This window comes from Arthrobacter sp. ATA002, from assembly GCF_026898095.1.
In the GTDB taxonomy this organism is placed as follows: Bacteria; Actinomycetota; Actinomycetes; order Actinomycetales; family Micrococcaceae; genus Arthrobacter_B.
The window spans coordinates 2,390,619-2,415,775 of sequence record NZ_CP114015.1 but is presented as its reverse complement, the minus strand read 5'-3'; the positions used below and the strand labels follow the sequence as shown (position 1 = coordinate 2,415,775).

The window sequence follows — 25,157 nt, the reverse complement described above, 5'->3', positions numbered from 1 at the left end:
AGTGTCCGGGCACAGGCCCGTCAATACCTACCGAGGGGAAACGCATGGCACGTGACGCTGAAGCCACGAGGAGCGGATACTGGCCGCCGCGACCGCGGAATTTGCGGCCCACGGTTTCGCCGGCGGACGCGTGGAGCGGATCGCAGGCCAGGCGCAGAGCAACGTGAGGATGATCTACGCGTACTACGGCAGCAAGAGCGGCCTGTTCGATGCGACAGTGGCCGAGGCGCTGCGCCGCATGGCCGAGAATGTCCCCCGCGACCCGGGGACCTTGCCGGCTGGGCCGGGGACGTCTTTGATCATCATCAGCGCTTCCCCGAGGTCCTCCGCCTGAGCATGTGGGCTCAGCTCGAGCGGCCGGAGGCCACCGCCGAGCCGGGCGATGTCTATCGGAACAAGGCGCTAGCCGTCGCGGCGGCAGCACGCCCACTGTCGGCCGTCGACGTTCTGGTCTTCATTTACGCCATCGCGCAGGCCTGGCAGCTGTCGCCGGAGGGGCTTACCGGTCTTGTGGAAAACCCGGTTCGCGGCGAGGAAATTGCCGCTCGCCGGCAGGCGGTAGTCACCGCCGTCGAGCGCATGCTGCAGGCCGGCACCCAAGGCGATGAAAGCCACAGGGCTGAGCCGCCGCGAAACGGACGACGCCGCTCACCCGGAGTTCGCGGGCACTGATGCGCGGTGGCGTGTTTCGGCCCGCAGTCCCAGGTAGGTCCCGGCGATGATGAGTGCGGCACCGGCGGTTCCCGGCAGGGCGAGAGTTTCCCGGCCAATGGTGACTCCGATGAGGACGGCCCAGATGGGTTCGGTTCCCATGAGGAGGCTGACCCGGGACGCTGATGTTTGTTGAATGGCCCAGGTCTGGACAAGGAAGGCGAACACGCTGCACGCCAGCCCAAGGTAAAGAACACCCGTCCATTCACCCGCATCGAAACTTTGCACCGCCCGGAGCACGCCCGGGTAATCAGCGGAGGTGTAGATAACGGCGCAGACCGCGCTCTGGATGAGGGTCAAATTCAGTGCGCCGTAGTCGCGTCCCCGGGTAAGAGCGGAGACTGCGGTGACGTGGATGGCGCGTACGAAGGCTGCCGCGAGCACGAGCATGTCCCCAAGGGTTGGCGTGGCGAACCCGTCGCCGGAGACCAGCAGGCAAACACCCGTGACAGCGATAACGCCGGCGGCGAATACCGTGCGCGGCACCCGTACCCGGAAGGCCGCGCTTTCAGTAAAGGGGGTAAAAACAATGACGAGACTGATGATCAGCCCGGCGTTTGTGGCGCTGGTGCCGGCGATCCCGTGGGTTTCGAGGATGAGTACCGCAGCCTGCGTGAGGCCCAGGATGACGCCGACGACGATTTCGCGGGGTCCGCTTCGGCGGCGGTTCCAGATCAGCCAGATTAATGCCAGGGCCGCCGTGGTGATGAGGAAGCGCAGCGAGAGGATTACGCTGACGCCCACCGTGTCGGTGAGGGTTTTGGCTGCGAGGTAGCTGCTGCCCCACACAATGGCGACCAGGAGCAGGAAAAGGTCCACCCTGTGCGCTGCAAGGAGCGAGGCAAGCGGGCTTTGTCGTCCACCGTGTTTTCGCTGGAGGGGAGTCTGTAAGGGAGGCACCTTCTAAGTTTGTCGGCGCCGCACAGGTAAGACGAGAGGGCAATTGGTGAACTAATAGTTTAGGTTGTCCTTATGGATCTCCATCAGTTGCGCTTGCTGAGGGAGCTGGGTGACCGAGGCAGCCTCGCCGCCGTCGCCCGCTCCCTTCATGTCTCGGCATCGGCGGTTTCGCAGCAACTCACGGCACTGCAGCGCCGGGTAGAGGTTCCTCTGACCGAACGGCGGGGCGGAATCTCGTCCTGACCGGTGCCGGTCAGGCGCTGGCCCGAGCCGCCGTCGACATCAGCGCCGCGATCCACTCCGCCGAGCAGGCAGTCAGCCAGTACCTTCAGGATCCCAGTGCGACAGTGAGCCTCTGCGCGTTCAACAGTGCAGGCCTGACCTACTTCGGCCCCCTCCTGCAGGCCCTGTCCGGTGCTGGCAGCCCGCGGCTGATCTGCTGCGACAGGGACGTGGGACAGGAAGATTTCCCGGCCCTGACCGCCGATTACGACCTGGTCATCGCGCACCGCCTCGAGCACAGTCCGCCGTGGCCCGACTCGGTCACCGTCCGGCCGCTGGTGCGCGAGCCCCTGGATGTCGCCATGTCGGACCAGCACCGGCTCGCCGGCGAGCCAAGCGTCAGCATTGCCGACCTCACCAATGAAGAATGGGTGTCCGTTCAGGACGGTTTTCCGCTCCTGCCAGCCCTGCAGGCCATTGCCGTCCATACGGGTCAGCCCCTCAAGATCACGCACCGGATCAACGAGTTCTTCATTGCCGCCGCGGTCGTGTCCGCCGGCCCGGCCATCGCGCTGATGCCCCGCCACACCGCGTCCCCGCCGTCCGGCAGCGGAATTGTGCTCAAGCCGATTCGTGATCTGCCGTTGGCCAGACGCGTTGACGTCCTCTGCCGGCCGGAAGCCCTCCAGCGGACCGCAGTCCAACAGGTTGTTGGCGCCCTTCGAGGGATGCAGGCGGACGATGCGGGATGCTCGGGTTCATGAGCACATCTCGCCTTCGCCCAGCGGAAGTAAGCGATCTGCCGTTCATCTTCCGCCAGGAGCGGGAGTACATCGAGACCATCGAGCCGGATGCCCGTCAGGGGTGGCTTGCTGCTCGGACCTAAACCTGACAAGATCCTCAGCCGCCAGTAACCAGGATCGGTGAGGCAGAATCCGGTCCGCCCGCCGGCATGCTAGCGCGTTGACGCGACGAAGATCTGGGCCGGTCCGGTGAGTGTGGCCGTCACAGGTTCCCCGGCGTACAGGATTTTCGCTTCGGGCTCCATGTCCGCGGTGACCTCGTTGACGGTGATGGCGGCAGGCTCCATCGCGGCCAGCACAACGCTGAACGGCCCCACCCGTACGGGTTTGGGATCATCGCCCACGACCACACGCCGCAGATCCAGATCGTCACTCCAGAGCGGAATCCGCTGCTCACCGTCGCCAACATCGAGAACGGGCAGGGGGCAGGGCTGGGGCTGTCCGGCGGACGTCAACTGCTGCAGTTCGCAGAGATCCACGCACCCCTTGGTCAAACCGGCGTGCAGCGCATTATCGGAGACGCCCATAACCACCACGGCCTGGCCGGACAGATAGGTATGCATGCACCCGGGAGGTATCACTGCCGCATGGCCGGGTTCGAGATGGATCAGCTTCATGCAGATGGCCAGCAGGATACCTCGGTCGTGGGGGAACTGCTGCTGCAGGCGCCGTACTACGGTCACCGCTTCGGCGGCCGGTCCTTCGAGGGGGTGGACCCGGTCCGCGGCGTCGGCCGTTTCCCGCAGCGCAGCGGCCAATTCGGAGGGCGACATGCGCAGTATCGAGTGGATGGCGGTCTCATGGCGGAAGGAAAGGTAGGAACGAAGCCAGGGCAGTTCCAGTGCCGAAGCGATGGATTGAAGCTCCTCTGTGGTCCGCTCCCCGGCAAGCACACGCAGCGGCGTGAGGGCTACGGCGACCTCACACTTTGGGTTGCGGTCCTTGTAATTGCGGTTTCCGGCGCCCATCGGCACGCCCCGGGCCTGTTCCCGGACGAATCCGGCCAGGGCCTGTTCCCAGTGCGGGTGCAGCATGATCGGCGGCGGAACATCGGCGTCCAAGACCTTCAGGCGGAACGGAAACGGCGAGCCTGACCCGGACTGCGTGGGCGGGACGGCGAGCGGCTGTTCCCCGGCGAACCGCTCCAGTGTTTGCCGATAGGTCGCGGGATCCCAATCAAGGAGCAGCCCGCGTGAGGGCAGCGGTGGCCTGCTGGTGGGTGCTGTGGACCTTGAGAACTCGGAGCCAGTACGCACGAGGGGCACTTGAATCACCAGGTGGGACAGAAACGGACCATTGGATCGGCCGGAGGGGCCAGCGGCCACACAACCGGATCATTTAATTATAGGCATTCCCATTGCTGAGCGAGTGCGGATCCAGGGGCAGCCGCCCGTGATTTCCTGCGCACGGCATCGAGACGGGCAATGCTCCGTGGGATGTTGGCGGTGCTTCCAGGGGAAAGCATGAAAGGGTGGCCGGTTTGAAACAGCCCAACGCCTGCGGCCTGCATGACGGCGGCGGATAGTGGTGTGCCCGCCCGACGGTTTCGGGGCAAACGTGTATCCGCAGCACGGCGCCGCCGATACGCTCGAAAGGTAGGTCAGCGCGAGAACTCCTGCTTCTGGAGGTACGCCCCATGCCCGCCCACCCCATGGACTCCGGTTCAACAAATGGCTCAGGTTCCAACACAGACTCCGGTTCCAGCCCCCGCCGGGTCCGCCATGCCAAGGAACATCATCCGTATTTGTCGCCCCGGCTGTGGCTGCTGCCGCTGCTGGTGCTTCTGCTGCTGGGCGGAACCGGCACGGCACTCTACATCGGCGGCTTGGGCAGTCCGGGCAACAACCTGAACCACTTTCCCATCGCCGTCGTCGACGAGGACGCCGGCGCCGAGGCAACCGGGGGCGGCCGGGAAGACCTGGGTGCCACCATCACCGACCAGATGAGGCAGGGCTTTTCCCGCAGCGACGAGATTGACCTGCGGGTGCTGTCCTGGGACGAGGCCCGGGACCAGCTGGAAAAGGGCCAGATCCATGCCGCCGTCGTCATCCCCGAGTCTTTCTCCGCGGATGCGCTTGCCCTGGTAAGCGGAGCCCTGTCGGATTCCGAAGTGGTTCGCCCCTCCATTACCGTCTTTACCAATCCGCTGGCCGGCCCGCTGGCCAGCAGCCTGGCCACCAACGCCGTGAACCCCGCGCTGGAACAGGCCAATAGGAACGTGGGGGAGCAGCTGACCTCCGCGGCGCAGGAGGCCCAGTCGGCAGCGGCGGCGGAACAGGACCGCCGGCTGCGCGCCGCCGGAGCCGACCTGCCGACGCAGCTCGAGCAACAGCTCGCACCGAGAGTGGCCGGCACGTCAGCCGATCTGCTGAACGACCCGATCCAGGTCACCACCACTGCGTATGAGACACCGCAGGAAGGGACCGCGCTGGGCATGGGTGCGTTTTTCTATTCGGTGCTGCTGATGGTCGTGGGTGTCGCCGGTTCCGTGGCCATCCATTTCCTGGTCGACTCCCGGCTCGGGGTGCTGCCGATCGAGCTGGGGCCGCGCTTTGTCCTGGGACCTCCGGTGCGGCCGCCCCGCTGGGTCACGTTCCTCACGAAGTGGGGCATCGTGGTCCTCGCTGCCCTCCCCACGGCCGGGCTGATGATGTGGGTCGCTGCCGCCGTCGGCATGCCGCTCCCGCACGGGGTCTGGTATTTCTTCACCACGTGGCTATCCATTGTGACGGTGTCAGCGGTGGCGTTTTCGCTGATCACGGCGCTGGGCAGCGCAGGAATGATCCTGTCGATGATCTATGTCGTGTTCATGGGGCTGCCTGCGGCAAGCGGCGTGGTGCCGCTGGAGGCCCTGCCCGGGTTCTTCCGTTTTATTGCCCGCGGCGAGCCGCTGTATCAAATGACCATGGCGAACCGCGCCGTGCTGTACTTCGACGCCGATGCGTCCGCGGGACTGCAAAGCGGCATCATCGGCATGCTGATCCTCATCGCCATTGCGGTGGCGGTGGGATTGGTCTTTGCCTTCGGGTACGAGCGGGCCTTCGGCCGGCGGCGGATCCCGGCGGTTTCGGCCTGACCGGCGCCGGGCAGCTGGCCGGCGTCATAAACCGGTCCTCCGCCCGGGCCGGCACCCGGCCTCCCCAGACCCGGGCAGGAACGAAAACAACCATCTGGAAGGAGCCTTCCCATGAAGGCATGGCAGTTCACCGGCACCAACAATCCACTGGAGCTCAACGAAGTTCCCGAACCGCACGCCGGACCCGGGCAGGTGGTCGTCGACGTCAAGGCGGCCGGCGTGTGCCACTCCGATGTCACGGCCCTGGACGATCCCGGCTGGATGCCGCTGTTCTTTGAGCTTCCGCGCACCATGGGACACGAGAACGCGGGTGTCATCTCCGAAGTGGGTGAGGGAATGGAGCGTTGGAAGGTCGGCGACCGGGTGGGACTGGCGCCGGTCATGAGCGACGGCGACGCGCTCGGTTACGGGAAATGGGACGGAGGATTCGGCCCCAAACTCCTGGCCACCGACGACAACCTGGTCCGGCTGCCGGACGAGGTTCCCTTTGACCTGGCGGCAATGGCCACCGACGCCGGACTCACCGCCTACCACGCGGTCATGGCCGTGGGCGGCGCCAGGCGCGGGATGAAGGTGGGGATCATCGGCCTCGGCGGTCTTGGCTACATTGGTGCGCGGGTGGCCGTGCTGGCCGGCGCCGAGGTGTACGGCGCTGAGATCAACCCTGAAACCCGCAACCTTGCCGATGAGATCGGGCTGTCCGGCGTGGCGGAATCCATCAGTGAGTTCAAGGACAGGAACCTGGACCTGATCGTGGACTATGCCGGTTTCGGCACGACCACCGCCGCCGGCGTTGAAACGCTCGCGGAGTTCGGCACGCTGGTCCAGGTGGGCATGGGCCGGTTGGAGGCCACCATCAACACCTATCCGATCATCATCAACCAGCTCTCCATCAAGGGCTCCAAATCCGGCACCAAGGACGATCTCGAGGCGCTGTATGACCTGATGAAGTCCGGCAAGCTGAACCCGCCGATGAACATCATTACGCAGGCGGAGATTCCGGAGGCGATCAACAAGCTGCGGACCGGCGGCGTCGTCGGGCGTTTTATCGCGGTCTATTAGGCCGGGCACTGACTTGCCGGGCACTGCGGAGCCGGCGCCCGGGTGACTTGCCGGTTTCGCCCGGTCAGCCCGCCGGGCGCCGGGTCGGGGACGGACGGGCCCGCAGGTGGGCGCGCTCGCCCTGCGGGCCGAACAGGGTGATGAACTCGACCGCCTTCAGGTCTGCAGTGCCCAGCCAGTGCGGCAGGCGGGTGTTGAACTCCGCGGCTTCGCCCGGATGCAGGATTAGTTCCTGCTCGCCGAGGACGAGCCGCAGCTTTCCGCTCAGCACATAGAGCCACTCGTAGCCCTCATGGGTGCGGGGATCAGGCACTGAAGGTGTGCGCTGTGCCGGCAGAATGTACTTGTAGGCGCTGATGCCCCCGGCCTTTTCCGTAAGCGGAATGATCACCGCCCCGCCGCGTTTGATCGGCTGCATGTGTACCCGCGGATCTCCGGTTGCCGGCCCGCCCACCAGTTCGTCGATGGTGACGCCGTAGGTCCTGGCCAGCGGCAGCAGCAGTTCGAGCGTGGGCCGGCGCTGCCCGGATTCCAGCCGTGAAAGCGTACTCACCGAAATACCGGTGGCGGCCGAGAGCGCTGCCAGCGTGGTGCTGCGGTCCGACCGCAGGGTTCGGAGCCGGGGACCGACTCCGCTGAGGGTGTCATTTTCATCTGTGCTCATGGCTTGATTTTGCCATACCAGCAAGAAACATTGCTGCCCTGATGGGCGGGATTCAGACTGGAAGGACAGCCGGGAAGTCCCGGCACCACGAATCCGGAGGACATCATGGCAGGGAATAAAAGCTCAACGGCGGCACGGACGGAAGAGTACGACGTCGTCGTGGTCGGCGGTGCCGCAGCCGGACTCAGCGGGGCCCTGGCACTGGTCCGGGCACGGCGGTCCGTAGCGGTGGTGGATGCCGGAGATCCGCGCAACGCCCCCGCGGCCCATGTGCACAATTATCTGGGGCGTGAGGGTACGGCGCCGGGGAGCTCTACGAGGCCGGCCGCGCTGAAGTGGCCGGTTACGGCGGCACCCTCGTGGCGGGCGCGGTGTCCACCGTGACACGGAATCCGGACGGACGGTTTGATGTCCGGCTTGAGGACGGGCGCGTGCTGCGCGCACGCCGGTTGCTGGCTGCGTCCGGCGTCCGGGACGTGCTGCCGGACGTTTCCGGGCTGGCGGAACACTGGGGTACCGGAGTGCTGCACTGCCCCTACTGCCACGGCTGGGAAGTTCAGGACCAGGCCATCGGTATCCTGGCCACGGACCTTGGGACGTCCATCCACCAGGCTCTGCTGTGGCGGCAGTGGAGTGACGACGTCGTGCTGTTCCTGAACGGATGCGGCGAACCGGACGGCGGGCAGGCCGAGCAGCTGGCCGCCCGCGGCATCCGGGTGGTCGGCGGCAAGGTGGCTGCAGTGGAAGGCGGCCCGCAGCTGGGCGGTGTCCGGCTGGACTCCGGGGAACTGGTGCCGCGGCAGGCCGTGGTGGTGTTCTCGCGGCTCAGCGCGCGGGCCGGATACCTGGCGGACCTGGGGATTGAACCCGAGGAACAGTTTGCCGGCGGACTGTATGTCGGGACGGCAGTGGCGGTCGATGCTGCGGGGGCCACCGGAGTGCCGGGACTCTATGCCGCCGGCAACCTCACGGCACCCATGACGCAGGTGATGGCGGCGGCTGCAGCAGGGCTCGCGGCCGGCGCGGCGATCAACGGCGATTTGATGGCGGAGGACACCCGGCTGGCCGTGGAGGCACACCGGCGGTGAGGTCCGACGAGAGAGGGCCGGCTACAGCAGATAGAGGGGGAGGGCTGCGTGATGAAATCCCCCTGGTGCGTCACCGGAGCCGAGAGCATCCCCGAACAGGAATCGATGAGGAAGTAGCCGACGCCGGTCCAGTTGGGTTCTTCCGCGCCGTCCTGGATTCTCGCCTCGTACTCGGCGCACACCCCGAGCACCATGTTGCCGAGAATCCAGGACCGCCCGTGCACCACGGAACGGGGCGTGGCGACGAGGGCACCCTGAGCGCGCCGGATGAGGTCCTCTGTCAGCGGGCTTGCGGTGGCCGTGCGGGTGAGAATTCCGTGAACTGAAGGTACGGTCCGGACCTGGTTGAGAAAGCGTGCGCGCCAGCCGGGAACCGGCAGTGAGGCCAGATGCTCGGTCCAGGGCAGGATCAGGCATGCCAACAGATCACTCAGTGATGGATCGTCCCCCAGCCCGCGGGCCAGGTCCGTACGGCGCCGGTTCGTCTCGTCAACGTGGCGGGTCACCAGGATGCGCAACAGATCTTCGCGGCCGCCAAAGTGGTAGGCGACGGCGGAATGGTTGGCGGTGCCGGCATGTTCGGCGATTCGCCGGTTGGACACGGCGTCAATCCCGTGGCGGGCAAAAAGCTCCTCGGCCGCGTCCAGCAGGATTCCGCGTGCATGATCGCCGTGCTGGCCCATGGATGTGCCTCATTCGTAATGGTTGCCTCGATTAACCAACTTTACGCCACATGGCGTAATTTTGACGAGTCGGTCCCACAGGCCGCGCACCGGCCGTCCGGCCGGTGTGTTCCTCGCACCACCATCGAACCACAGCACAGGAGCGCGACCTTGAGTTCCAATTCCCCCACGTCCACCGACTACCCGCCGGGCAAAGCCCCGGGGAACAGGACGGGGACCCGGCTGCTGCCGACGGTCTCGACGCCGCCGCGCTGAAGCGGGCCAGGGCCGAGAAGATCGGCCGCTATGTCGCCATGTTCCTCATGCCGCTCCTTATGGTGTCCATGCTGGTGGGCGGGTACCTCGCGGCCATGCACGCTCCCGCTCCGAACGACATGCCGATCGCCGTTGCCGGCACCGCTCAGCAGGCCTCCGCGTTCGCGGACGCATTTGAGGCCGCCGATCCCGAGGCAGTGGACGTCCGGGTCACCGGGAGTGCCGGGGACGCACGGGAACTGGTGATGGACCGCGAGGTCGCGGGCGCCGTCGTCCTGGCCGACGGCACCGCCACCCTGTACACGGCCGGCGCCGCCGGAGCCTCGCAGGCCGGATCGGTGACTGCCCTCGTGGCACCGCAGGTCCTGGCGCAGGGCCTGGCCCTGCAGTCCGAGGACCTTGCCCCGCTGCCGGAGAACGACTCCGCCGGCCTGGGCGCCATGTTCATGACCACGGCGCTGATGCTCGCGGGGTACATGCCGCTGAGCCTGATGCTGTCCAACTCCCCGGAGCTGATGAGGTTCCGGCGCTTTGTTCCGCTGCTGGCCGGCTGGTCGGCGCTGATTGCTGCGCTGGTGTGGACCGTCGTCGGGCCCGTCATGGGAGTGGTTGAAGGCCACGCCGCCGCGGTGCTGGGTATCTGTGCGCTGTCGGTTTTCGCCGTAGGCAGCGTGCAGCTGCTCCTGACACGCATTTTTGGGCCGATGGCCGTGCTCGTGGGCATGCTGTTCCTGATGGTGCTGGGTGTTCCGGCCTCCAATATGAGCATGTCGGTGCATACGCTGCCGGAGCTTTACCCGTTCCTGCACAGCTTCCTGCCCGCGGCCGCCACCGGCGAGTCGCTGCGGTCGGTTCTCTTCTTTGACGGAAACGGCGTCGGCAGGCACCTGCTCGTGCTGGCCATCGGAGCCGCGGCTTCGCTGCTGCTCACCCTTTGCCTGGACGCGCTGAAGCGGCGCCGCAAGCCCGACGCCGCCCCGCCGGCAATCAACGTGGCCTCGCTTCACGGCGGGCCGCGCCCCAGCGCCGCCGCTGGCGCTATGTCGCACTGGCCGGGTTCCCGCTGGCCATGGTCACGATGATGCTCTCGTTCATGCTGGGCGCGATGTACCAGCCGGCACCGCGCGACATGCCTGTCGCCGTCGTCGGCGCCACGGCCGAACAGGCCGGGCAGACAGTGTCCGGACTGGAGGAAAGTATGTCCGGGCTCTTCGACCTGCGCGTGCTGGACTCCGTTGTCGAGGCGCGGGAACAGGTTCGGGACCGCACCGTCGTTGCCGCCTTCGTTCTGCCGTCCGCGGAGAGTCCCGCGGCAGCGTTGATCAGCAACGAAGCAGCCGGCATGAGCCAGCAGCAGGTGGTGAACTCAGTGTTCGGCCAGGTTGCCGCCGGGCAGCAAATGGAGCTCAAAGCCGAAGACGTTGCGCCGCTTCGCGACGGCGACTCCATGGGCATGGCCACCATGTACCTGGCCATGGGCTGGATCATGGCAGGGTTCATGATCATTGTTGTGGGTTCCACCGCGGCTCCGGCAAGCCGGCCGCTGCGCAAGCTGATCCCGATCGTTGCCGCCTGGGCGGTGGGCATCTCCGCTTTCCTGTGGGTGATTGCCGATGTCTTTGTGGGTGCTATCGACGGGCACTTCTGGCCGCTCCTGGGCGTGGGCGCCGTCACGGTGTTCTGCGTGGCCATGTTCACCGCGGTCTTAGAGCGGTTCATGGGCATGCTGGCCATCCTGCCGGTCATTGGCATCCTGATGTTCCTTGGTGTTCCGGCCTCCGGCGCCGCCATGTCCATTTACATGGAGCCGGACATCTTCCGTTTCCTGCATGAAGTCCTGCCGATGCCCGCAGCCGTGGAGTCCATCCGCTCAATCCTGTACTTCGGCGGCGACACCGTGGGAACGCACCTGCTGACCCTCGGTATCTGGGGTGCTGTTTCCCTGGTGCTGCTGGTCGTGATCGACCGGATCCGGCCGCCGCGCACCGAACCCTATCCGGTGGACGGACCGGCCGCCGGAGACGCGGCTGCTTCAACAGCCCCGCCCAAGGAAAAGAAGTGCCTTCGGTTTAGCGGGAACCTGCACAGCCGGTGTCTGCGGTCGACGACGAAGGGCCGCTGCAGCTGCAGCGGCCCTTCGCTCTCTGGGGAGTTCCGGAAGGCCTCCGTTGGTCTCAAACGAAGGCCTCCCGCGGATCCCATGCCGGGTTTCCCCGGGCATGCGCTCCAGGCGGGGGTCTCTACGTCCCGCCTAGGACACCTTCCCCGGCTGGATGCTGTTTATGCTCAAGATTGGCGCAGGATATGCGCAAGAAAGACGGCCGCCGCCGGTGATGCGCGCCGGCCCGGCGTTCGGCCCGGCGGAGCTGACGCCGAAAGGCCGGCTGCCGGTCACAACCGGTCACATGCGGCGTCATAAATAGCGTGCGGGGGCGTGCAGTGCCAGCATGTGGGCATGTCTCCGAATCCTGTTTCCGCAGCGCCGCCAACTCCCCGCACGGCCGAGGAGCGCAGCGCCCGCGTGGCCGTCACCGTCTTTCCCCTGCTGATCCTTGCCGGGGGAGCGGCGGCGCTGTTCTTCCCGGAGCCGTTCACCGACGCAGGGTTGTCTGCCTACGTCAATCCGGGACTGATGCTGATCATGTTCGGCATGGGCCTGACCCTGACGCTGCCGGACTTCGCGCTGGTTATCCGGCAGCCGCTGCCAGTGCTGCTCGGCGTCGTTGCGCAGTACATGATCATGCCGCTGCTCGGAGTTGCCGTGGCGTGGGCACTGCAGCTGAGTCCGGAGCTTGCCGTCGGCGTGATCCTCGTGGGCTGCGCGCCGGGCGGAACAGCCTCCAATGTGGTGACCTACCTGGCCCGGGAAACCTGGCCCTTTCGGTGGCCATGACCTCGGTGTCCACCCTGCTCGCCCCCATTTTCACGCCGCTGCTGGCCCTGTGGCTGGCCAACCGCTACATGTCCGTCGACGCCGGGTCGATGGCGCTGTCCATTGTCCAGATCGTGCTGATTCCCGTGGTGCTGGGGCTGGTCATCCGGTATTTGGTTCCGAAACTCGTGGACCGGGTGCTGCCGGCGCTGCCGTGGATTTCGGTCGCGGCGATCACGTTCGTGGTGATTGCCGTGGTGTCCGGAAGCTCGGAGGCCATCTTCACAGCCGGGTGGCTGATCCTGCTGGCCGTGGTGCTGCACAACGGACTGGGACTGGGCGTGGGATACGGCGCCGCCAAACTCTTCCGGCAGCCCGTTCCCGCGCGGCGCACCATGGCCGTTGAGGTGGGCATGCAAAACTCGGGGCTGGCGGCCGGTCTGGCGAAGGACTACTTCTCGCCGGAGGCTGCCCTGCCCGCTGCCGTGTTTTCGGTGTGGCACAACGTGTCCGGCGCCCTGATGGCAGCCTTCTGGCGGCGCCGGCCCCTGGACTAAGCGTCCGGCGGCCGTCCCGAACAGGATGAACCATCTGGTCCGCAGCGGGCCCGCCCCGTTAGGGTGATGGGCCCGGGTCCCATCGAGGAAAGCGGACTGTCGTGGTTTCCAGGACCATTGTGATCACCGGCGCGAGCGACGGGATAGGGGCGGCCGCAGCCCGGAAGCTGGCCCGGGACGGCCACCGGCTGGTGGTGGTGGGCAGGTCCCCGGATAAGACGGCGGCGGTTGCCGAAAGCCTCGGCGGCCATGCCCTCTCGGCCGATTTCGCTGACCTGAACAGCGTCCGGAACCTCGCCTCGGAAATCCTGCAGCGTTTTCCGCGGATCGACGTGCTGGCGAACAATGCCGGGGCCATTTTCGGCCGGGAACGGCAGGTGACCCGGGACGGCCACGAGATGACCTTCCAGGTGAACTACCTGGCGCCGTTTCTGCTGACCCGGCTGCTGACCGACCGGCTACTGGAATCACGGGGCACAGTCATCAACACTTCCAGCACGGCGAACCGGTTCGGGCGGGTTGACCTGGATGACCTCGAGCACGAAAAGGACTACGGCCCCTTCCGTGCCTATGCCGCCGCCAAGCTTGAGCAGATCCTGTTCGCCGGGGAGTTCGACCGCCGCCACCGCTCCCACGGAGCCACCGCCACAGCCTTCCACCCCGGTCTGGTGGGGTCCGGCTTCCTCAACGGGCACGGCGCCCTCGCGCGTGCCGCCTACCGCTCGCCCCTGCGCCGGCTGGCCGCGACGCCGGACACCGGGGCCCGGACGCTCGTGTATCTGGCCGAGGGCATTCCCGTGAAGGACTATGAAACGGGCAGGTACTACCGTCGCAGCAAGGTCGCCCGGCCCAACAGGCAGGCGTACGACGGCGTGCTGGCGCTTCGTCTCTGGAACCGGACCATCGCACTGCTGGGGCGCTGACGGCCGACCGAGGCGCAGTTCTGCCCCGGGCCCGGACCGGCTGCTGGCGGAGCGGTCAGCCTGCGGGGTGACTGCTCCCATGCAGGACAGTGTCCACCGTCAAAAGCGCCGCATGGGCGATTCACAATTCTGGCTGTGGATGATTGCCGTTAGCGGGTACGGAGAAATCTCCGTGGTTATAGTATGACGCAGATCACCTTTTCCTTGCCCCTCCGGCGCAGGTTCGCCGCTCGCCTAATGCCCCAGGAGTTTCCGTGACCGCAGTAGTCCTCGAGCCGACCTCTATCCTGGACGCCGCCGGGCCCTGCCAGCTGCATTTGCGCAGCGGAGGCGTCTCGGTGCTGCTGGATCTTTCGGAGAACCAGCTGCCGTCGGTGGCGCATTGGGGAGCGGAGCTGCCCGGCCTTGACGCCACGGAGGCAGCAGTGCTGGTGGACGCGGCCCTGCCGCACCTGTTCGCCAACGGGCCGGACGTGCCGCTGCGCCTGGATCTGCTTGGCTCGCTGCACACCGCCTGGACGGGGACTCCGGGGCTGGCGGGGGACCGCGGCGGGCGGGACTGGTCGCCCTGTTCCGCGTACGCGAAGCCCGGCTTGAACCGCAGGCGGCGCACGGGGTGCAAACAGAAGGATCCCTCACCAGTGCCGGAGCGGCCCGCCTGTCGGTTACCGCCGAAGATGTCGAGGCCGGACTGCAGATCCTGCTCGAACTGGAGCTGGCGCCGTCGGGCCTGCTGCGTGCGCGGGCGGAGCTGACCAACACGGCCGAGGAGCCTTACCGGCTGCAGGAACTGGGAATTCTCCTGCCCCTTCCCTCGCAGGCCCGGGAAATCCTGGATTTCGCCGGTCACTGGGGCGGCGAGCGCGCACCCCAGCGTACGCCGCTGCCGGTGGGGGTTCACCTGAGGGAGGGCCGCAAGGGCCGCACGGGTGCGGACGCCGCGTATGTCCTTTCCGCGGGTGAGCCCGGGTTCGGTTTCGCCCGCGGCGAGGTTTGGGGCTTCCACGTGGGTTTTTCGGGCAACCACCGCACCTGGGCTGAGCGCCTGTCGAACGGCCACCAGGTGCTGGGCGGATCCGAGCTGCTCCTGCCCGGGGAGGTTGTCCTCGGCGCCGGCGAGAGTTACAGCTCGCCCTGGATCTACGGTGTGTGGGGAAACGGGCTGGATGAGCAGGCGGCGCGCTTCCACGAGTGGCTCAGGGCCCGGCCGCAGCATCCGTCGCGGCCCCGGCCGGTTACCCTCAATGTGTGGGAAGCCGTGTACTTCGACCACCGGCTGGACCGCCTCACCGAGCTCGCCGACCACGCGGCGAAGGTGGGCGTGGAGCGGTACGTGCTCGACGACGGCTGGTTCGGTTCACGCCGCGACGACACCTCCGGACTGGGGGACTGGGTTGTGTCGGACCAGGTCTGGCCGGACGGCCTGGAGCCGCTGATTGACCACGTGCGGTCCCTCGGCATGGAGTTTGGGCTGTGGTTTGAACCGGAGATGGTCAACCCGGACTCCGACGTGGCCCGGGCGCACCCTGAGTGGATCATGGGCCCCGCCGGCCGGCTGCCCGTCGAAGCCCGCCGGCAGCAGGTGCTCAACCTCGGCATGCCGGGTGCCTATGAGCACGTCCGCAACCAAATGGTCGCCCTGCTGGAGCGCTATCCCATCGCCTACATTAAATGGGACCACAACCGGGACCTTACCGAGGCCGGCAGCCGCCCCGACGGACGACCGGGGGTGCATGCCCAGACGCTGGCCGCCTACCGCCTGATGGCCGAACTGAAGGAGCTTTTCCCGGGCCTGGAGATCGAATCCTGCTCCTCCGGCGGAGCGCGGGTGGACCTGGGCGTACTGGAGCACACCGACCGGGTCTGGACCTCCGACTGCATCGACCCGCTCGAACGCCAGCGCATGCACCGGTGGACGCAGCAGCTCATTACCCCGGAGCTGATGGGCTCGCACATCGCGTCGCTGCGCTCGCATACCACCGGCCGGATGCACTCCCTGCATTTTCGGGCCGGCACGGCAATCTGGGGCCACCTGGGCATCGAGTGGGATCTGACCCGGGCAACCCCCGAGGAAAACCGGGAGCTCGGCGACTGGGTGGCATTCTATAAGGTGCACCGCCGGCTGCTGCACGGCGGCCGCATGGTGCGCATGGATTCCTTCGATCCGGCGCTGCATATCCACGGCGTCGTGAATTCAAACGCCACGGAAGCGCTTTTCGCCGTCGTCCGGACGGCAGTGTCCGACGTCGAACCGCTGGGCAGGTTCCGTCTGCGCGGCCTGGACCTCACGAGTTCCTACCGCCTCCGGGACGTCACGCCCGGCCCGGATCCCCAGGGTTTCCGGCGTCCGGCGTGGTGGCCGGGGAGCGAAGGAACCGTCCTCCCGGGGCATGTCCTGGAACAGGCCGGCGTCTTTGTTCCCGGACTGCTTCCGGACCAAATGCGCATTCTCCATCTTGAGACCGGATCCTCCTCCCAGGACTGAGGCCGACATGTCAGCCAGTACACCGCTGCAACGCGTGCGTCTGGACGTTCGGGCAGGCAAATTCCGGCCCGGGCGTGCCGGGTCCGGTCAGCTGGAGGCCAACCGCCGGGCGGAGTTTTCGTCCAGGATCAGATCCGTCACCAGCCCGGCGCGGAGCGCCCCCAGCAGGCTGGTGGTCTTGGCCTCGCCGGCCACGATGCAGATCCGCCGCGGAACCAGGCGCAGCACGTCCAGGTCCGGGCCGGTGCTGCGGTCGTTGAGCCGGATCCCATCCCAGGTCCCGTCGGCGCGGTAGAACATGGTGGCGACGTCGCCCACCACATCCTCGGCCAGCAGATCGTCCAGATCCTCGTCGTCCAAATACGCCCCGTTGTACACGTGGCTGGGGACACCGGCCTCCATGGAACCCACGCCAAAGATGGCGGTGTTCATCCGCGCCTGCAGGTCCAGCACACGCTTCACCGGCCGTTCCCGCCACATGGCTTCTTTGGTTTCCGTATGGTCGAAAAAAGCAGGCACCGGGAACTGCACGACGCGTGCGCCGTAGGCGTGCCCGAACCGCTGCAGGATTTCGCTGGCGTAGGTGATGCCGGACGTTCGGAAGTTTCCGGCTCCGTTCATCTGCACAATCGTGCTGTCATGCGTGTTCTTCACTGAGAGGTGCTGGCTGACCGCGGTCAGCGTGGAGCCCCACGCAACCCCGACAATCGCATCCGAATCAATCAACGGGTTGATGAGGTGGGCGGCCTGCACTGCAACCCGCTGCAGGATCTGCGCGGGGGATACGCCCTCGGCAACCGGAACCACCTTGGCCTGGACGCCGAAACGGGCACTGATCTCCCGTTCGAGAGCCGGGGCCCGGTCCGCCGCGCTCTGAATCTTAATTTCCACCAGCCCGGTGCTCCGGGCGTGGGAAAGCAGCCGCGACACCGTGGACCGTGAAATCCGCAGCTCCCGGGCGATCGCCTCCATGGTCAGGTTCTGCAGGTAGTACATCTGTGCGGCCCGGAGGGCGTCCCGGGTCCGGGTTTCCGATTCCGCGCGGACGGTTCCTCCGCCGGACCGGGTTCCGGGCCGCGGACTGACACCAATGTTCACTTCTGCTCCCGCGAAAGCGCTGTGTTGCTCATGCATCCATTATGACAGCGTGCACGTTTGTGCAATCGTTCGGCACTGCGGCCGTCCGGCTTCGACCATTGAGGGAATGGCAAAGCCGCCACAGAAGCGTTTGGAGATAGTCGTGGACAATTCCGTGAACCCCATTAAGGGAAAAACTGCCGCCCGTCCGGTGGTTCAGCAGCTGAAGGACCGCCCCCGGGCCTCAGTGCTGATCGTTGGCGGCGGCATCAATGGCGTAGGCACCTTCCGTGACCTGTCGCTGCAGGGCGTGGACGTAGCCCTCGTGGAACGCGGGGACTACTGCCAGGGCGCTTCCGGCGCCTCGTCACACATGATCCACGGCGGCATCCGCTACCTGGAAAACGGCGAGTTCCGCCTTGTGCACGAGTCCGTCGTCGAGCGCAATGCGCTGCTCCGGCTGGCCCCGCACTACGTCAAGCCGCTGCAGACCACCATCCCCATCACCAGCACCTTCGCCGGCATCACGGCAGCGCCGATGCGCTTCCTGACGCACAAGCAGGGCAAGCCGAACGAGCGCGGCGCCGTGCTCATCAAGGCCGGCCTGCTGATGTATGACTTCTTCTCCGCGGTGGCCGCGTAGCACCGCGCCACAACTTTGTCGGCAGGAAGAAGTCCCTGCAGGAACTGCCCAAGCTGCGCTCCGACGTCAAGTACACCGCCACGTACTTTGACGCGTCGGTGCACAACCCCGAGCGCCTGACCCTGGATGTGCTGCGCGACGGCCTCGAAGCCAACAAGCAGTCCCGCGCCAGCAACTACGTTTCGGCCGTGGGAACCACGGACGCCGGCACGCTGCTGCGCGACGAACTGACGGGTGAGGAATTCCTGTTCGACGCCGACGTCGTCATCAACGCCACCGGCGCCTGGGTGGACGAGACCAACGACTCCTTTGGCAAGCGCACTTCCTTCATGGGCGGCACCAAGGGCTCGCACATCGTCCTGGACCACCCGGAGCTGCTGGAGGCCTGCAACGGCCGCGAGCTGTTCTTCGAGCACACCGACGGCCGCATCGTCCTCATTTATCCGATGGGTGACCGCGTACTGGTGGGCACCACGGACATCGACGCCGACATCACCGAGGACTCCATCTGCACCGATGAGGAGATCGAGTACTTCTTCGAGCTCGTCGCTCATGTGTTCCCGACCATCGACGTGCGCCGCGACCACATCGTCTACACCTTCTCCGGCGTCCGCCCGCTGCCCAAGCACGATGACACGCAGCCCGGCTTCGTGTCCCGTGACTACCGCATCGAGAAGCGCACTGACCGCCGTGCCGGCAAGAACGTCACCACCCTGTCCCTCGTGGGCGGCAAGTGGACCACGTTCCGCGCCCTGTCCGAGAACCTGGCCTCCGAGGCCATGACCGCACTGGGCATGCCGCGCAAGACGACGACGTCGGAACTTCAGATCGGCGGCGGCAAGGACTTCCCGCGCACCCAGGCCGAGGAGCGCCTGTGGGTCAACCGCACCGCGAACGAGGTTGCCGACCGCGACCGCGTCCGCGTGCTCCTGACCCGCTACGGCACCCGCGCCACCGACGTGCTGGAATTCCTGGGCCAGGGCGGAGACCAGCTGCTGGCTTCCACCAATGAGATCAGCACCCGCGAACTGACCTACATGGTGCAGAACGAGCAGATCACCCGCCTGGCCGACGTGCTCATCCGCCGCACCTCGCTGGCCTTCCGCGGCCTGGTCACCGAGGCCATGCTCACCGAGATGGCCGAACTGCTCGCTCCGCAGCTGGGCTGGAACGAGGCGGAGAGCCGCCGCCAGGTTGAGTCCGCTCGTGACCTGCTGGTCACGATGCACGGCATGAAGATCGCCGCCGCGGTCTAGCCAGACGTTTCAACAGCAGAGGCGGGCACCGAACGGTGCCCGCCTCTGCTGTTTGCTTGGCTGCGGGGTTAGTTCTTCACGCTGCCCGCGGTGAAGGGCAGTACGAGCCGCGACGGATGCTCGGCGTCACGGTGGATTTTGTGCGTCACCGGACGGCCCACTGGGAGATGGAAGGCATCCGGAGGCAGCAGCGCGTTGTGTTCATCCGCCAGCGGTTCGGCGTTGGAGAGCTCTGCCACCAGCTTGTGTCCGGGAAGGAACGTGGTCGCGAACGGATACAGGCGCACCACGTATTCCTCAATCTTCCCCGGCTCCACCGGCACTGCCCGTGTGTGCGGATGGAACGGATTCCCCTCGGTGGTGCGCTCCGCATCCAGCTCACGGTGCGAGGCCTTGAGGTAGCCGGTGGTGATGAGCTGGCGTTTGCCGGTGGGAGCGTAGTCCCAGAGGCGCAGGATGAAGTTGGTGTCGGGCTGGTCGATCTCGGCGAAAAGGTGCGCCGCGCCGGATCCGATCAGCTCGGTGTCCTCCTCGAACACCTCAGTGCTCCAGGAGAGAATCTCCACCTTGTCCGTCACCGTCAGCGGCGCCTGGTAGAAGCCGTCCGGAGCAGCATGCCGGACGCCCATCCGTTCAGGGTCGGCGCTCAGTTTGCCGCGGGGACGCAGGTACAGCGGCTTGTACTCGACCTCCTTCGGCGGCCACGCTTCGCCGGTGACGTGCTTCCGCGATCCCTCCACGAAAACGCTGACGGCGGGCTCGTCCATCACGCCGTTGTCGATGCCCTTGATCCAGTAGTCGTACCAGCGGAACATCTTGTCGTGTTCTTCGATGAACGGCCGCGACTGCATGGGCGGGTAGGGGCCAATATCGAGCTTCCGCGGACCTTGAAGGGCGTCGAACAGTTCGATCGTGCCGTCCATCGTCCAGCCGCGGCCCTGGTCGATCTGCAGGTACACCGGGATGTCGATATTCGGCGCCAGCGTGATGGGGTTGCGCTCCTCGTACCAGTCGCCGTCGAGCTCGTTCATGACGATGTCGAACCAGGCCTCATGGTTCTTCGGGTAGTTCAGCACGTGCACCAGGTTTGGCCAGGCGGCGACGTCGGGATCCGCCAGGCGCTTGGCGACCAGCTCCTGCAGCTCGCCGGGGGAGTACTTCTCGATCATCCGGGACTTCACGCGGTCGGTGAACGCCCAGCCGGAGTCGCCGCCGCGGCCTTCGCGGGCGGCGCGCGGCATGAACCACATGACGCCGCCGTGGTAGGTGGTTTCGTAGAAGTCGTAGTGTCCGCCGGAAACGAAGATGGCCTTCAGATGCGGGGGACGCTCGGCAGCGGCTAGCACCTGCATGGAGCCGAAGTAGGAGATGCCCACCATGCCGACGTTGCCGTCGCACCAGGGCTGGGCCGCCACCCATTCAATGAAGTCGTAGGCGTCTTCGCCCAGGGAAACCCCGCCGGCGTTGTAGTTGCCGATGTGTTCGCCGCCGGAGTGCCCCGAGCCGCGCAGGTCGCCGATGACGTGGACGTAGTCCTCCTCCACGATGCGGGCGATGTCGCCGGCTTCGATGCACCCGTCCCACATCGGGCTGGGCCTGCGCTGCGGCGGCATGGTCAGCGCAAGAGCCTGCAGTTCCTTGCCGTAGGGACTCAGCGCGACGAGCGCGGGCCGCGGCTTCTCATCCGGGGCCGAGTAGGCATCGGCGGCGAGCTCGACACCGTCCCGCATCGGAACCCGGAGGTCCTTGCGGACCGCGATCGGCAGGCCGCCGGCGTCGATTGTCTGGTAACTGGCCATCTTCGGAAAAGCTCCTTGCATCAGGACAACAGGTTCAACTGGGTGCGGTAGCCGTCAAGTGTGGTGAAAAACGGTGACGGCTCGAGGGTGGGGTCGGAGGTGTAGCCGAGGTCGGCGGCCACCCGGGCGAACGGGAAATATACGGAGTCCACGTCCTCCGGGCCGTCCTGCAGCCCGGCGTCGGACATGCTGTTCCGGATGCGTGCCTCAAGATCCAGGCTTTCCTGCAGTGCCCGCCGGGCCCGCTCACGGTCCAGTTCGACGCCGTTGGGCTCGCCGTCCGCCCCGCGGTACGGGTGGCCCAGGTACAGGCGCTGCGGCCGGACCTCATCGCGCAGGTATTCCAGGCTGGCCCGGTAGGCGTTCGGATCCGTATAGCCGGGAAAGCGATTGGCGGCTCCGTGGATCTGCACGGCATCTCCGGTGAAGACGGCATCCTGCCCGTCCAGGACATAGGCCACGGACCCCGGTGTGTGGCCGGGAACGTGGTGAACGGAGACGGTCACGTCACCGCCGAGGGAGAGGGTTTCCCCGCCCTGCAGCAGCACTGCCGGTTCCATCTCGCCCGAGATCACGGCCTGCGCCGTCCTCGCCTGGTTCTCGGCTCCGCCGGGATCCTTGAGGTAACGGCTGCGGCCGTTCACGTAGTCCTCCACGTGTACCTGCCGGGACCGCAGCAGGGGTGCGTCCGCGGCATGAATAACGACCTTCGCCTTGCCTCCGGTAAGTTCCCACAGAGCCTTGGCGCCGCCGAGGTGGTCGATGTGGCCGTGCGTCAACAGGATCCAGCGGACCTCCTCGATGCTTCGTCCGAGTGCTTCGAGGGCCGGAATCAGGCCTTTAGCCGGGGACGACGCGATGCCGGTGTCCACGATTGCCGGTTCCGGCGCGTCAATAAAGTAGCTGTACAGGCCGAACCGTCCCCAGGGCGAGAACAGCGGATGAACAGCGGCGCCGGTCATGAGGCGCGGTCCTGCCCGGCCGGAGCGTTGCCCGCCAGGAAGTTCCCCGCTTCCCGGAAGGCCTGATAGAACTCCGGAAGCCAGGAGAAGTTGGCCACGAAGCCGTGGTTTGCCCCGGCGTAGCGGCTGACCGTTGTGTTCACGCCTGCTTCCTGCAGCCGCTTCCCGTACAGCTCACCCTCGTCGCGCAGCGGATCGTGCTCGGCGGTGATGACCAGGGCCGGCGGCAGGCCGGTGAGGTCGCGGCGCTTGATGGGGGAGACCAGCGGATCCGCGGGATCCGCTCCGCTGTTGAGGTAGAACGCGTTGAAGGGCGCCAGGCCTGCGGTTTCCAAGCCGTAGCCCTCGGCGTTCTCCCGCATCGAGGGATAGCGGTCGACGTCGAAGTCCAGGTCCAGCGACGGGTAGAAAAGGATCTGGTGCGTGACGGCGTCGAATCCGTCCTCGTGAGCCATGGCCGCCACCGCGGCTGCGTAGGTTCCGCCGGAGCTGTCACCGGCGACGGCGAGGGTGGCGCCGTTCCACGCCAGCTCGCTGCCGTGCTCCGCCGCCCAGCGGACCACGCCGTAGCAGTCCGAGAGGCCGGCCGGAAAGGCCGCCTCCGGTGCCAGCCGGTAGTCCACCGAGATGACCTTGTGGCCGGTCTCCTTGGCCAGGGACCGGGCAACGTGGTCGTGGGTATCGAGGCTGCCCAGGAAGAAGGCGCCGCCGTGGAAGTAGACGATCAGGCCGTAGGACTCCGCCTCGGCGGGGGTGTAGATACGCACCGGCACCTCGCCCGCCGAGGTGGAAACAATTCTGTCCTCCACGCCGTGCAGCGGAAGCCGCTCCTCAAGCGGAGGAACCTGGGCAGCCTCGCCGGCACGCATGGCCTGCGGATCGAGCGGGGAGCCGTCGGGGGCGGGAATAGTGCTGAGAATCTTGGCAATTTCGGGGTGAATCGTCATGGCGTGTCCTTGCGGTGTTGCTGGGATGCTGCGGTCGCGGTGAGCGGCCGGCTAGTTGGCCGGGGTCTGCTCGGGGAAGGCGTTTTCTGCTGATTCCGGCGTCCAGCCCAGCCGGGAGAGCCGCTGCAGTTCATCGGTGACCGGCTTGCGGGTGGCCTGGAAGAGAGCCAGGGCCTCGGGGACGGAACCGGCTTCCAGCAGGGCGTCGGCGAGCGCGCCGGCATCCTGGATGGCGGAGTTGGCGCCCTGGCCCTGGTGGTGGAGCATGGCGTGCGCCGAGTCGCCCAGCAGGGTGACGGAATTCGTATGCCAGACATCGATCGGATCGATGTCGTATACCGAACGGCTGGTGACCTTGCTGATGTCCAGCGTGCGGGCAACGTTCACAACCCGCTCGTCGAAGCCCTCGAGGAGTGAGACGAGGTATTCATTGGTGATGACCGGCGCCCAGGTGTCGTCCTCGGAACGGGCAGTGATGTCGTACGAGACTTCGTTGCGGTGCCGCAGCGGCAGGTTGTAGGCAACGGTGCCGTTCTGGGCGACAAAGAAGCGGGGGTTGTCATCGGTGACCAGGTCAAAGGCGTCGTCCATGGAGATCACGGTGCGGTACGCATGCTCGCCGGCGAAGACCGGAGCCTTGTCGCTGAACAGCTGCTGGCGGACCAGGGAGCGGATGCCGTCGGCGCCGATGACCAGGTCCGCGGTGACGGTTTCGCCGTTTTCGAAGGTGAGCGTCGACGTCGTGCCTTCATCCGCAATGCCGGTGAGCTTGTAACCCACGTGCACCATTTTCGCCGGAAGTGCGCCGAAGAGCGCGTCGATGAAGTCGCCGCGGTGAATGATGCGGGTGTGGTTGGTCTGGGCGTACCCGTGCAGCATCGGCCATTCCTCCTGGACGATCACGTGTCCGCCGTCGGCGGTAATGATCTCCAGGTGCTCGCTGGGCGAGCTGACGGCCGCAACTGCGTCAAAGATGCCCCACTGCCGGAACAGTTCAACGGTGGTCGGGCGCAGGCCGATGCCGGCGCCAACCTGGCCGAAGGCCGGTGCCTGCTCATAGACATGGACGTTTTCCGCGCCGATGCTCTTCAGGGCAATGGCTGCGGCAGCTCCGCCGTAGCCGCCGCCGACAATGGCGATGTGCAGGTCTTTGAACTCGGAAATCTTCATGGCTTTCGCTTTCTGTATCCGGCGCGTCGCTGCGCCGTGGACAAATGGGGTGGGGTCTTGGCCGGTCAGGCAGAGAGGGACAGGAAGGCAGCGGGATTCTCGACAAAGATGCGCCGGATCTGCGCGTCGTCAATCCCGTTGCGCTGCAGGTCCGGGATCAGGGTTTCGAAAATGTAGTTCACCGTGTGGCCTTTGACGCCGGGCCAGCCCAGCGGACTGCAGTTGGCATCCGCGGAGACGAGAAGCTGATCCAGAAAGCCCTTTTCCACCAGGGACAGGAAGTGATCCAGGCGTTCCTTGCGGGGACGGGCCCAGAACGGCGGGTCCGGCAGCTCGGTTTCGTAGCCGAAGGTGTCAAAGCCGATCCGGCCGCCCTGGCCCATGATCCACTCGCTGGGGGTGTCCGCGGCGTTCAGTCCGTCGTCGGCATGTCCGAAAAGCACGCGGTCCAGCGGCAGCCCTTCCTCGGCGAAGATGTCGATGGCCGGCTGCGGATCGATGGCAAGGTGGGTGAGCACCGGCGCTCCGGTGACGACGGCTGCGCGTGCCGCCGCCCGGTAAATGCGCTTGTCCAGCTCCGTCATCCGCCCGCCGCGGCTCACGCCAACCTTGATGACGCCGGCTTTGCTGCCGGTGTTTCCGATGCCCACGGTGATTTCGGAGATAAAGACCCGGGCCAGATATTCCACGCTGGCCCGGGAGAAATGCGGCAGCGCGGTGTCTCCGCCCACGAAGCCCGTGCAGGCCACAATGTTCACGCCGGTCTTCTTGGACAGGGACTTGTAGTAGTCGATGTCGCGGCCGTTGCAGATGCCGGTGGCATCCACGAAGGTACCGCCGCCGTTCTCATGGAACCGGCGGAGCTTGGGCACCGTTTCCTCGTAGGCCTGCTCGGGCGTCTTCCACCACTGGGAGTCCAGCTCGCTGCCGGGCATCCCGTAGCCGATGTGCTCGTGGACTGCCACGAGGCCCAGTTCTTCGGCCGGAATGGTTCCCAGCACT

22 protein-coding genes and 3 pseudogenes are annotated in these 25,157 nt (G+C 66.5%); 15 read left to right on the top strand and 10 right to left on the bottom strand.

What is annotated here, in order from left to right; genetic code table 11:
* Positions 1-76 precede the first annotated feature (76 nt).
* The gene (locus OL239_RS11990) at positions 77-334 is read left to right on the top strand and encodes a TetR/AcrR family transcriptional regulator (RefSeq protein WP_329609412.1); all 258 of its coding nucleotides are present in this window, start codon (positions 77-79) and stop codon (positions 332-334) included.
* Positions 328-672, top strand: a pseudogene (locus OL239_RS11985) (hypothetical protein); the annotation flags it as partial. The gene OL239_RS11990 and the pseudogene OL239_RS11985, both read left to right, overlap by 7 nt.
* Here OL239_RS11985 and OL239_RS11980 read toward each other — a convergent pair.
* Positions 649-1,530: a DMT family transporter gene (locus tag OL239_RS11980; RefSeq protein WP_268909150.1), complete on the bottom strand. Its 882-nt coding sequence runs from the start codon at positions 1,528-1,530 to the stop codon at positions 649-651. The pseudogene OL239_RS11985 and the gene OL239_RS11980 sit on opposite strands and share 24 nt — an antisense overlap.
* A 153-nt stretch (positions 1,531-1,683) precedes the next feature.
* Between OL239_RS11980 and OL239_RS11975 the strand changes: the two genes are divergently transcribed.
* The 3 genes from OL239_RS11975 (at position 1,684) to OL239_RS11965 (ending at position 2,719) form a co-directional block, all read left to right on the top strand.
* Positions 1,684-1,854 carry a helix-turn-helix domain-containing protein gene (locus OL239_RS11975; RefSeq protein ID WP_268909149.1) on the top strand — a complete coding sequence of 57 codons (171 nt, stop codon included), beginning with the start codon at positions 1,684-1,686 and terminating at the stop codon, positions 1,852-1,854.
* Between the two features lie 104 nt (positions 1,855-1,958).
* On the top strand, positions 1,959-2,597 hold the full coding sequence (locus OL239_RS11970; RefSeq protein WP_268909148.1) for a LysR substrate-binding domain-containing protein: 639 nt from the start codon (positions 1,959-1,961) through the stop codon (positions 2,595-2,597).
* Positions 2,594-2,719: a hypothetical protein gene (locus tag OL239_RS11965; protein WP_268909147.1), complete on the top strand. Its 126-nt coding sequence runs from the start codon at positions 2,594-2,596 to the stop codon at positions 2,717-2,719. The genes OL239_RS11970 and OL239_RS11965 overlap by 4 nt, the downstream gene beginning before the upstream one ends.
* 69 nt (positions 2,720-2,788) lie before the next feature.
* On the opposite strand, the gene OL239_RS11960 is transcribed toward OL239_RS11965, so the two are convergent.
* Positions 2,789-3,892: a type I phosphomannose isomerase catalytic subunit gene (locus OL239_RS11960; protein WP_268909146.1), complete on the bottom strand. Its 1,104-nt coding sequence runs from the start codon at positions 3,890-3,892 to the stop codon at positions 2,789-2,791.
* Positions 3,893-4,272: 380 nt separating this feature from the next.
* Between OL239_RS11960 and OL239_RS11955 the strand changes: the two genes are divergently transcribed.
* Together OL239_RS11955 and OL239_RS11950 are read left to right on the top strand one after the other, a co-directional pair.
* Positions 4,273-5,712, top strand: coding sequence for an ABC transporter permease (locus OL239_RS11955; protein WP_268909145.1), 1,440 nt, complete (start codon positions 4,273-4,275; stop codon positions 5,710-5,712).
* Between the two features lie 111 nt (positions 5,713-5,823).
* On the top strand, positions 5,824-6,774 hold the full coding sequence (locus OL239_RS11950) for a zinc-binding dehydrogenase (protein WP_268909144.1): 951 nt from the start codon (positions 5,824-5,826) through the stop codon (positions 6,772-6,774).
* A gap of 64 nt (positions 6,775-6,838) precedes the next feature.
* Here OL239_RS11950 and OL239_RS11945 read toward each other — a convergent pair whose 3' ends face one another.
* Positions 6,839-7,438: a helix-turn-helix domain-containing protein gene (locus OL239_RS11945; RefSeq protein ID WP_268909143.1), complete on the bottom strand. Its 600-nt coding sequence runs from the start codon at positions 7,436-7,438 to the stop codon at positions 6,839-6,841.
* A gap of 105 nt (positions 7,439-7,543) precedes the next feature.
* On the opposite strand from OL239_RS11945, the gene OL239_RS19560 reads away from it, so the two are divergent.
* On the top strand, positions 7,544-7,822 hold the full coding sequence (locus OL239_RS19560) for an FAD-binding protein (protein WP_329609209.1): 279 nt from the start codon (positions 7,544-7,546) through the stop codon (positions 7,820-7,822).
* A 565-nt stretch (positions 7,823-8,387) separates the two neighbouring features.
* On the opposite strand, the gene OL239_RS19555 is transcribed toward OL239_RS19560, so the two are convergent.
* Positions 8,388-9,209 carry a TetR/AcrR family transcriptional regulator gene (locus OL239_RS19555; RefSeq protein WP_329609208.1) on the bottom strand — a complete coding sequence of 274 codons (822 nt, stop codon included), beginning with the start codon at positions 9,207-9,209 and terminating at the stop codon, positions 8,388-8,390.
* A 104-nt stretch (positions 9,210-9,313) separates the two neighbouring features.
* Between OL239_RS19555 and OL239_RS11930 the strand changes: the two genes are divergently transcribed.
* The 6 genes and pseudogenes from OL239_RS11930 (at position 9,314) to OL239_RS11905 (ending at position 16,301) form a co-directional block, all read left to right on the top strand.
* Positions 9,314-10,546, top strand: coding sequence for an ABC transporter permease (locus OL239_RS11930; RefSeq protein WP_268909142.1), 1,233 nt, complete (start codon positions 9,314-9,316; stop codon positions 10,544-10,546).
* On the top strand, positions 10,534-11,883 hold the full coding sequence (locus tag OL239_RS11925) for an ABC transporter permease (RefSeq protein WP_268909141.1): 1,350 nt from the start codon (positions 10,534-10,536) through the stop codon (positions 11,881-11,883). The genes OL239_RS11930 and OL239_RS11925 overlap by 13 nt, the downstream gene beginning before the upstream one ends.
* Before the next feature lie 36 nt (positions 11,884-11,919).
* Positions 11,920-12,893, top strand: a pseudogene (locus OL239_RS11920) (bile acid:sodium symporter family protein).
* A 101-nt stretch (positions 12,894-12,994) separates the two neighbouring features.
* Positions 12,995-13,816 carry an SDR family NAD(P)-dependent oxidoreductase gene (locus OL239_RS11915; protein ID WP_268909140.1) on the top strand — a complete coding sequence of 274 codons (822 nt, stop codon included), beginning with the start codon at positions 12,995-12,997 and terminating at the stop codon, positions 13,814-13,816.
* Between the two features lie 254 nt (positions 13,817-14,070).
* On the top strand, positions 14,071-14,571 hold the full coding sequence (locus OL239_RS11910) for a hypothetical protein (protein WP_268909139.1): 501 nt from the start codon (positions 14,071-14,073) through the stop codon (positions 14,569-14,571).
* A complete protein-coding gene (locus tag OL239_RS11905; RefSeq protein WP_268911750.1) occupies positions 14,475-16,301 on the top strand; it encodes an alpha-galactosidase in 1,827 nt (608 codons plus the stop codon). The genes OL239_RS11910 and OL239_RS11905 overlap by 97 nt, the downstream gene beginning before the upstream one ends.
* 87 nt (positions 16,302-16,388) lie before the next feature.
* Here the strand turns inward: OL239_RS11905 and OL239_RS11900 are convergent, their stop codons facing one another.
* Entirely contained in the window at positions 16,389-17,393 is a 1,005-nt protein-coding gene (locus tag OL239_RS11900) for a sugar-binding transcriptional regulator (protein ID WP_442864301.1), read from the bottom strand.
* Positions 17,394-17,505: 112 nt separating this feature from the next.
* Here OL239_RS11900 and OL239_RS11895 point away from each other — a divergent pair.
* Positions 17,506-19,277, top strand: a pseudogene (locus tag OL239_RS11895) (glycerol-3-phosphate dehydrogenase/oxidase).
* Between the two features lie 68 nt (positions 19,278-19,345).
* On the opposite strand, the gene OL239_RS11890 reads toward OL239_RS11895, so the two are convergent.
* From OL239_RS11890 to OL239_RS11870, 5 genes are all read right to left on the bottom strand, one after another.
* A complete protein-coding gene (locus OL239_RS11890) occupies positions 19,346-21,076 on the bottom strand; it encodes a CocE/NonD family hydrolase (RefSeq protein WP_268909137.1) in 1,731 nt (576 codons plus the stop codon).
* A 20-nt stretch (positions 21,077-21,096) separates the two neighbouring features.
* Positions 21,097-22,038: an MBL fold metallo-hydrolase gene (locus OL239_RS11885; RefSeq protein WP_268909136.1), complete on the bottom strand. Its 942-nt coding sequence runs from the start codon at positions 22,036-22,038 to the stop codon at positions 21,097-21,099.
* Positions 22,035-22,985, bottom strand: a complete 951-nt coding sequence (locus OL239_RS11880; RefSeq protein WP_268909135.1) for an alpha/beta hydrolase — start codon at positions 22,983-22,985, stop codon at positions 22,035-22,037. Before OL239_RS11880 ends, OL239_RS11885 begins: the two co-directional genes overlap by 4 nt.
* Positions 22,986-23,036: 51 nt before the next feature.
* Positions 23,037-24,155 carry an FAD-dependent oxidoreductase gene (locus OL239_RS11875; RefSeq protein ID WP_268909134.1) on the bottom strand — a complete coding sequence of 373 codons (1,119 nt, stop codon included), beginning with the start codon at positions 24,153-24,155 and terminating at the stop codon, positions 23,037-23,039.
* A gap of 65 nt (positions 24,156-24,220) precedes the next feature.
* The gene (locus tag OL239_RS11870; protein WP_268909133.1) at positions 24,221-25,156 is read right to left on the bottom strand and encodes a phosphotriesterase family protein; all 936 of its coding nucleotides are present in this window, start codon (positions 25,154-25,156) and stop codon (positions 24,221-24,223) included.
* Between the last annotated feature and the right edge of the window lies 1 nt (position 25,157).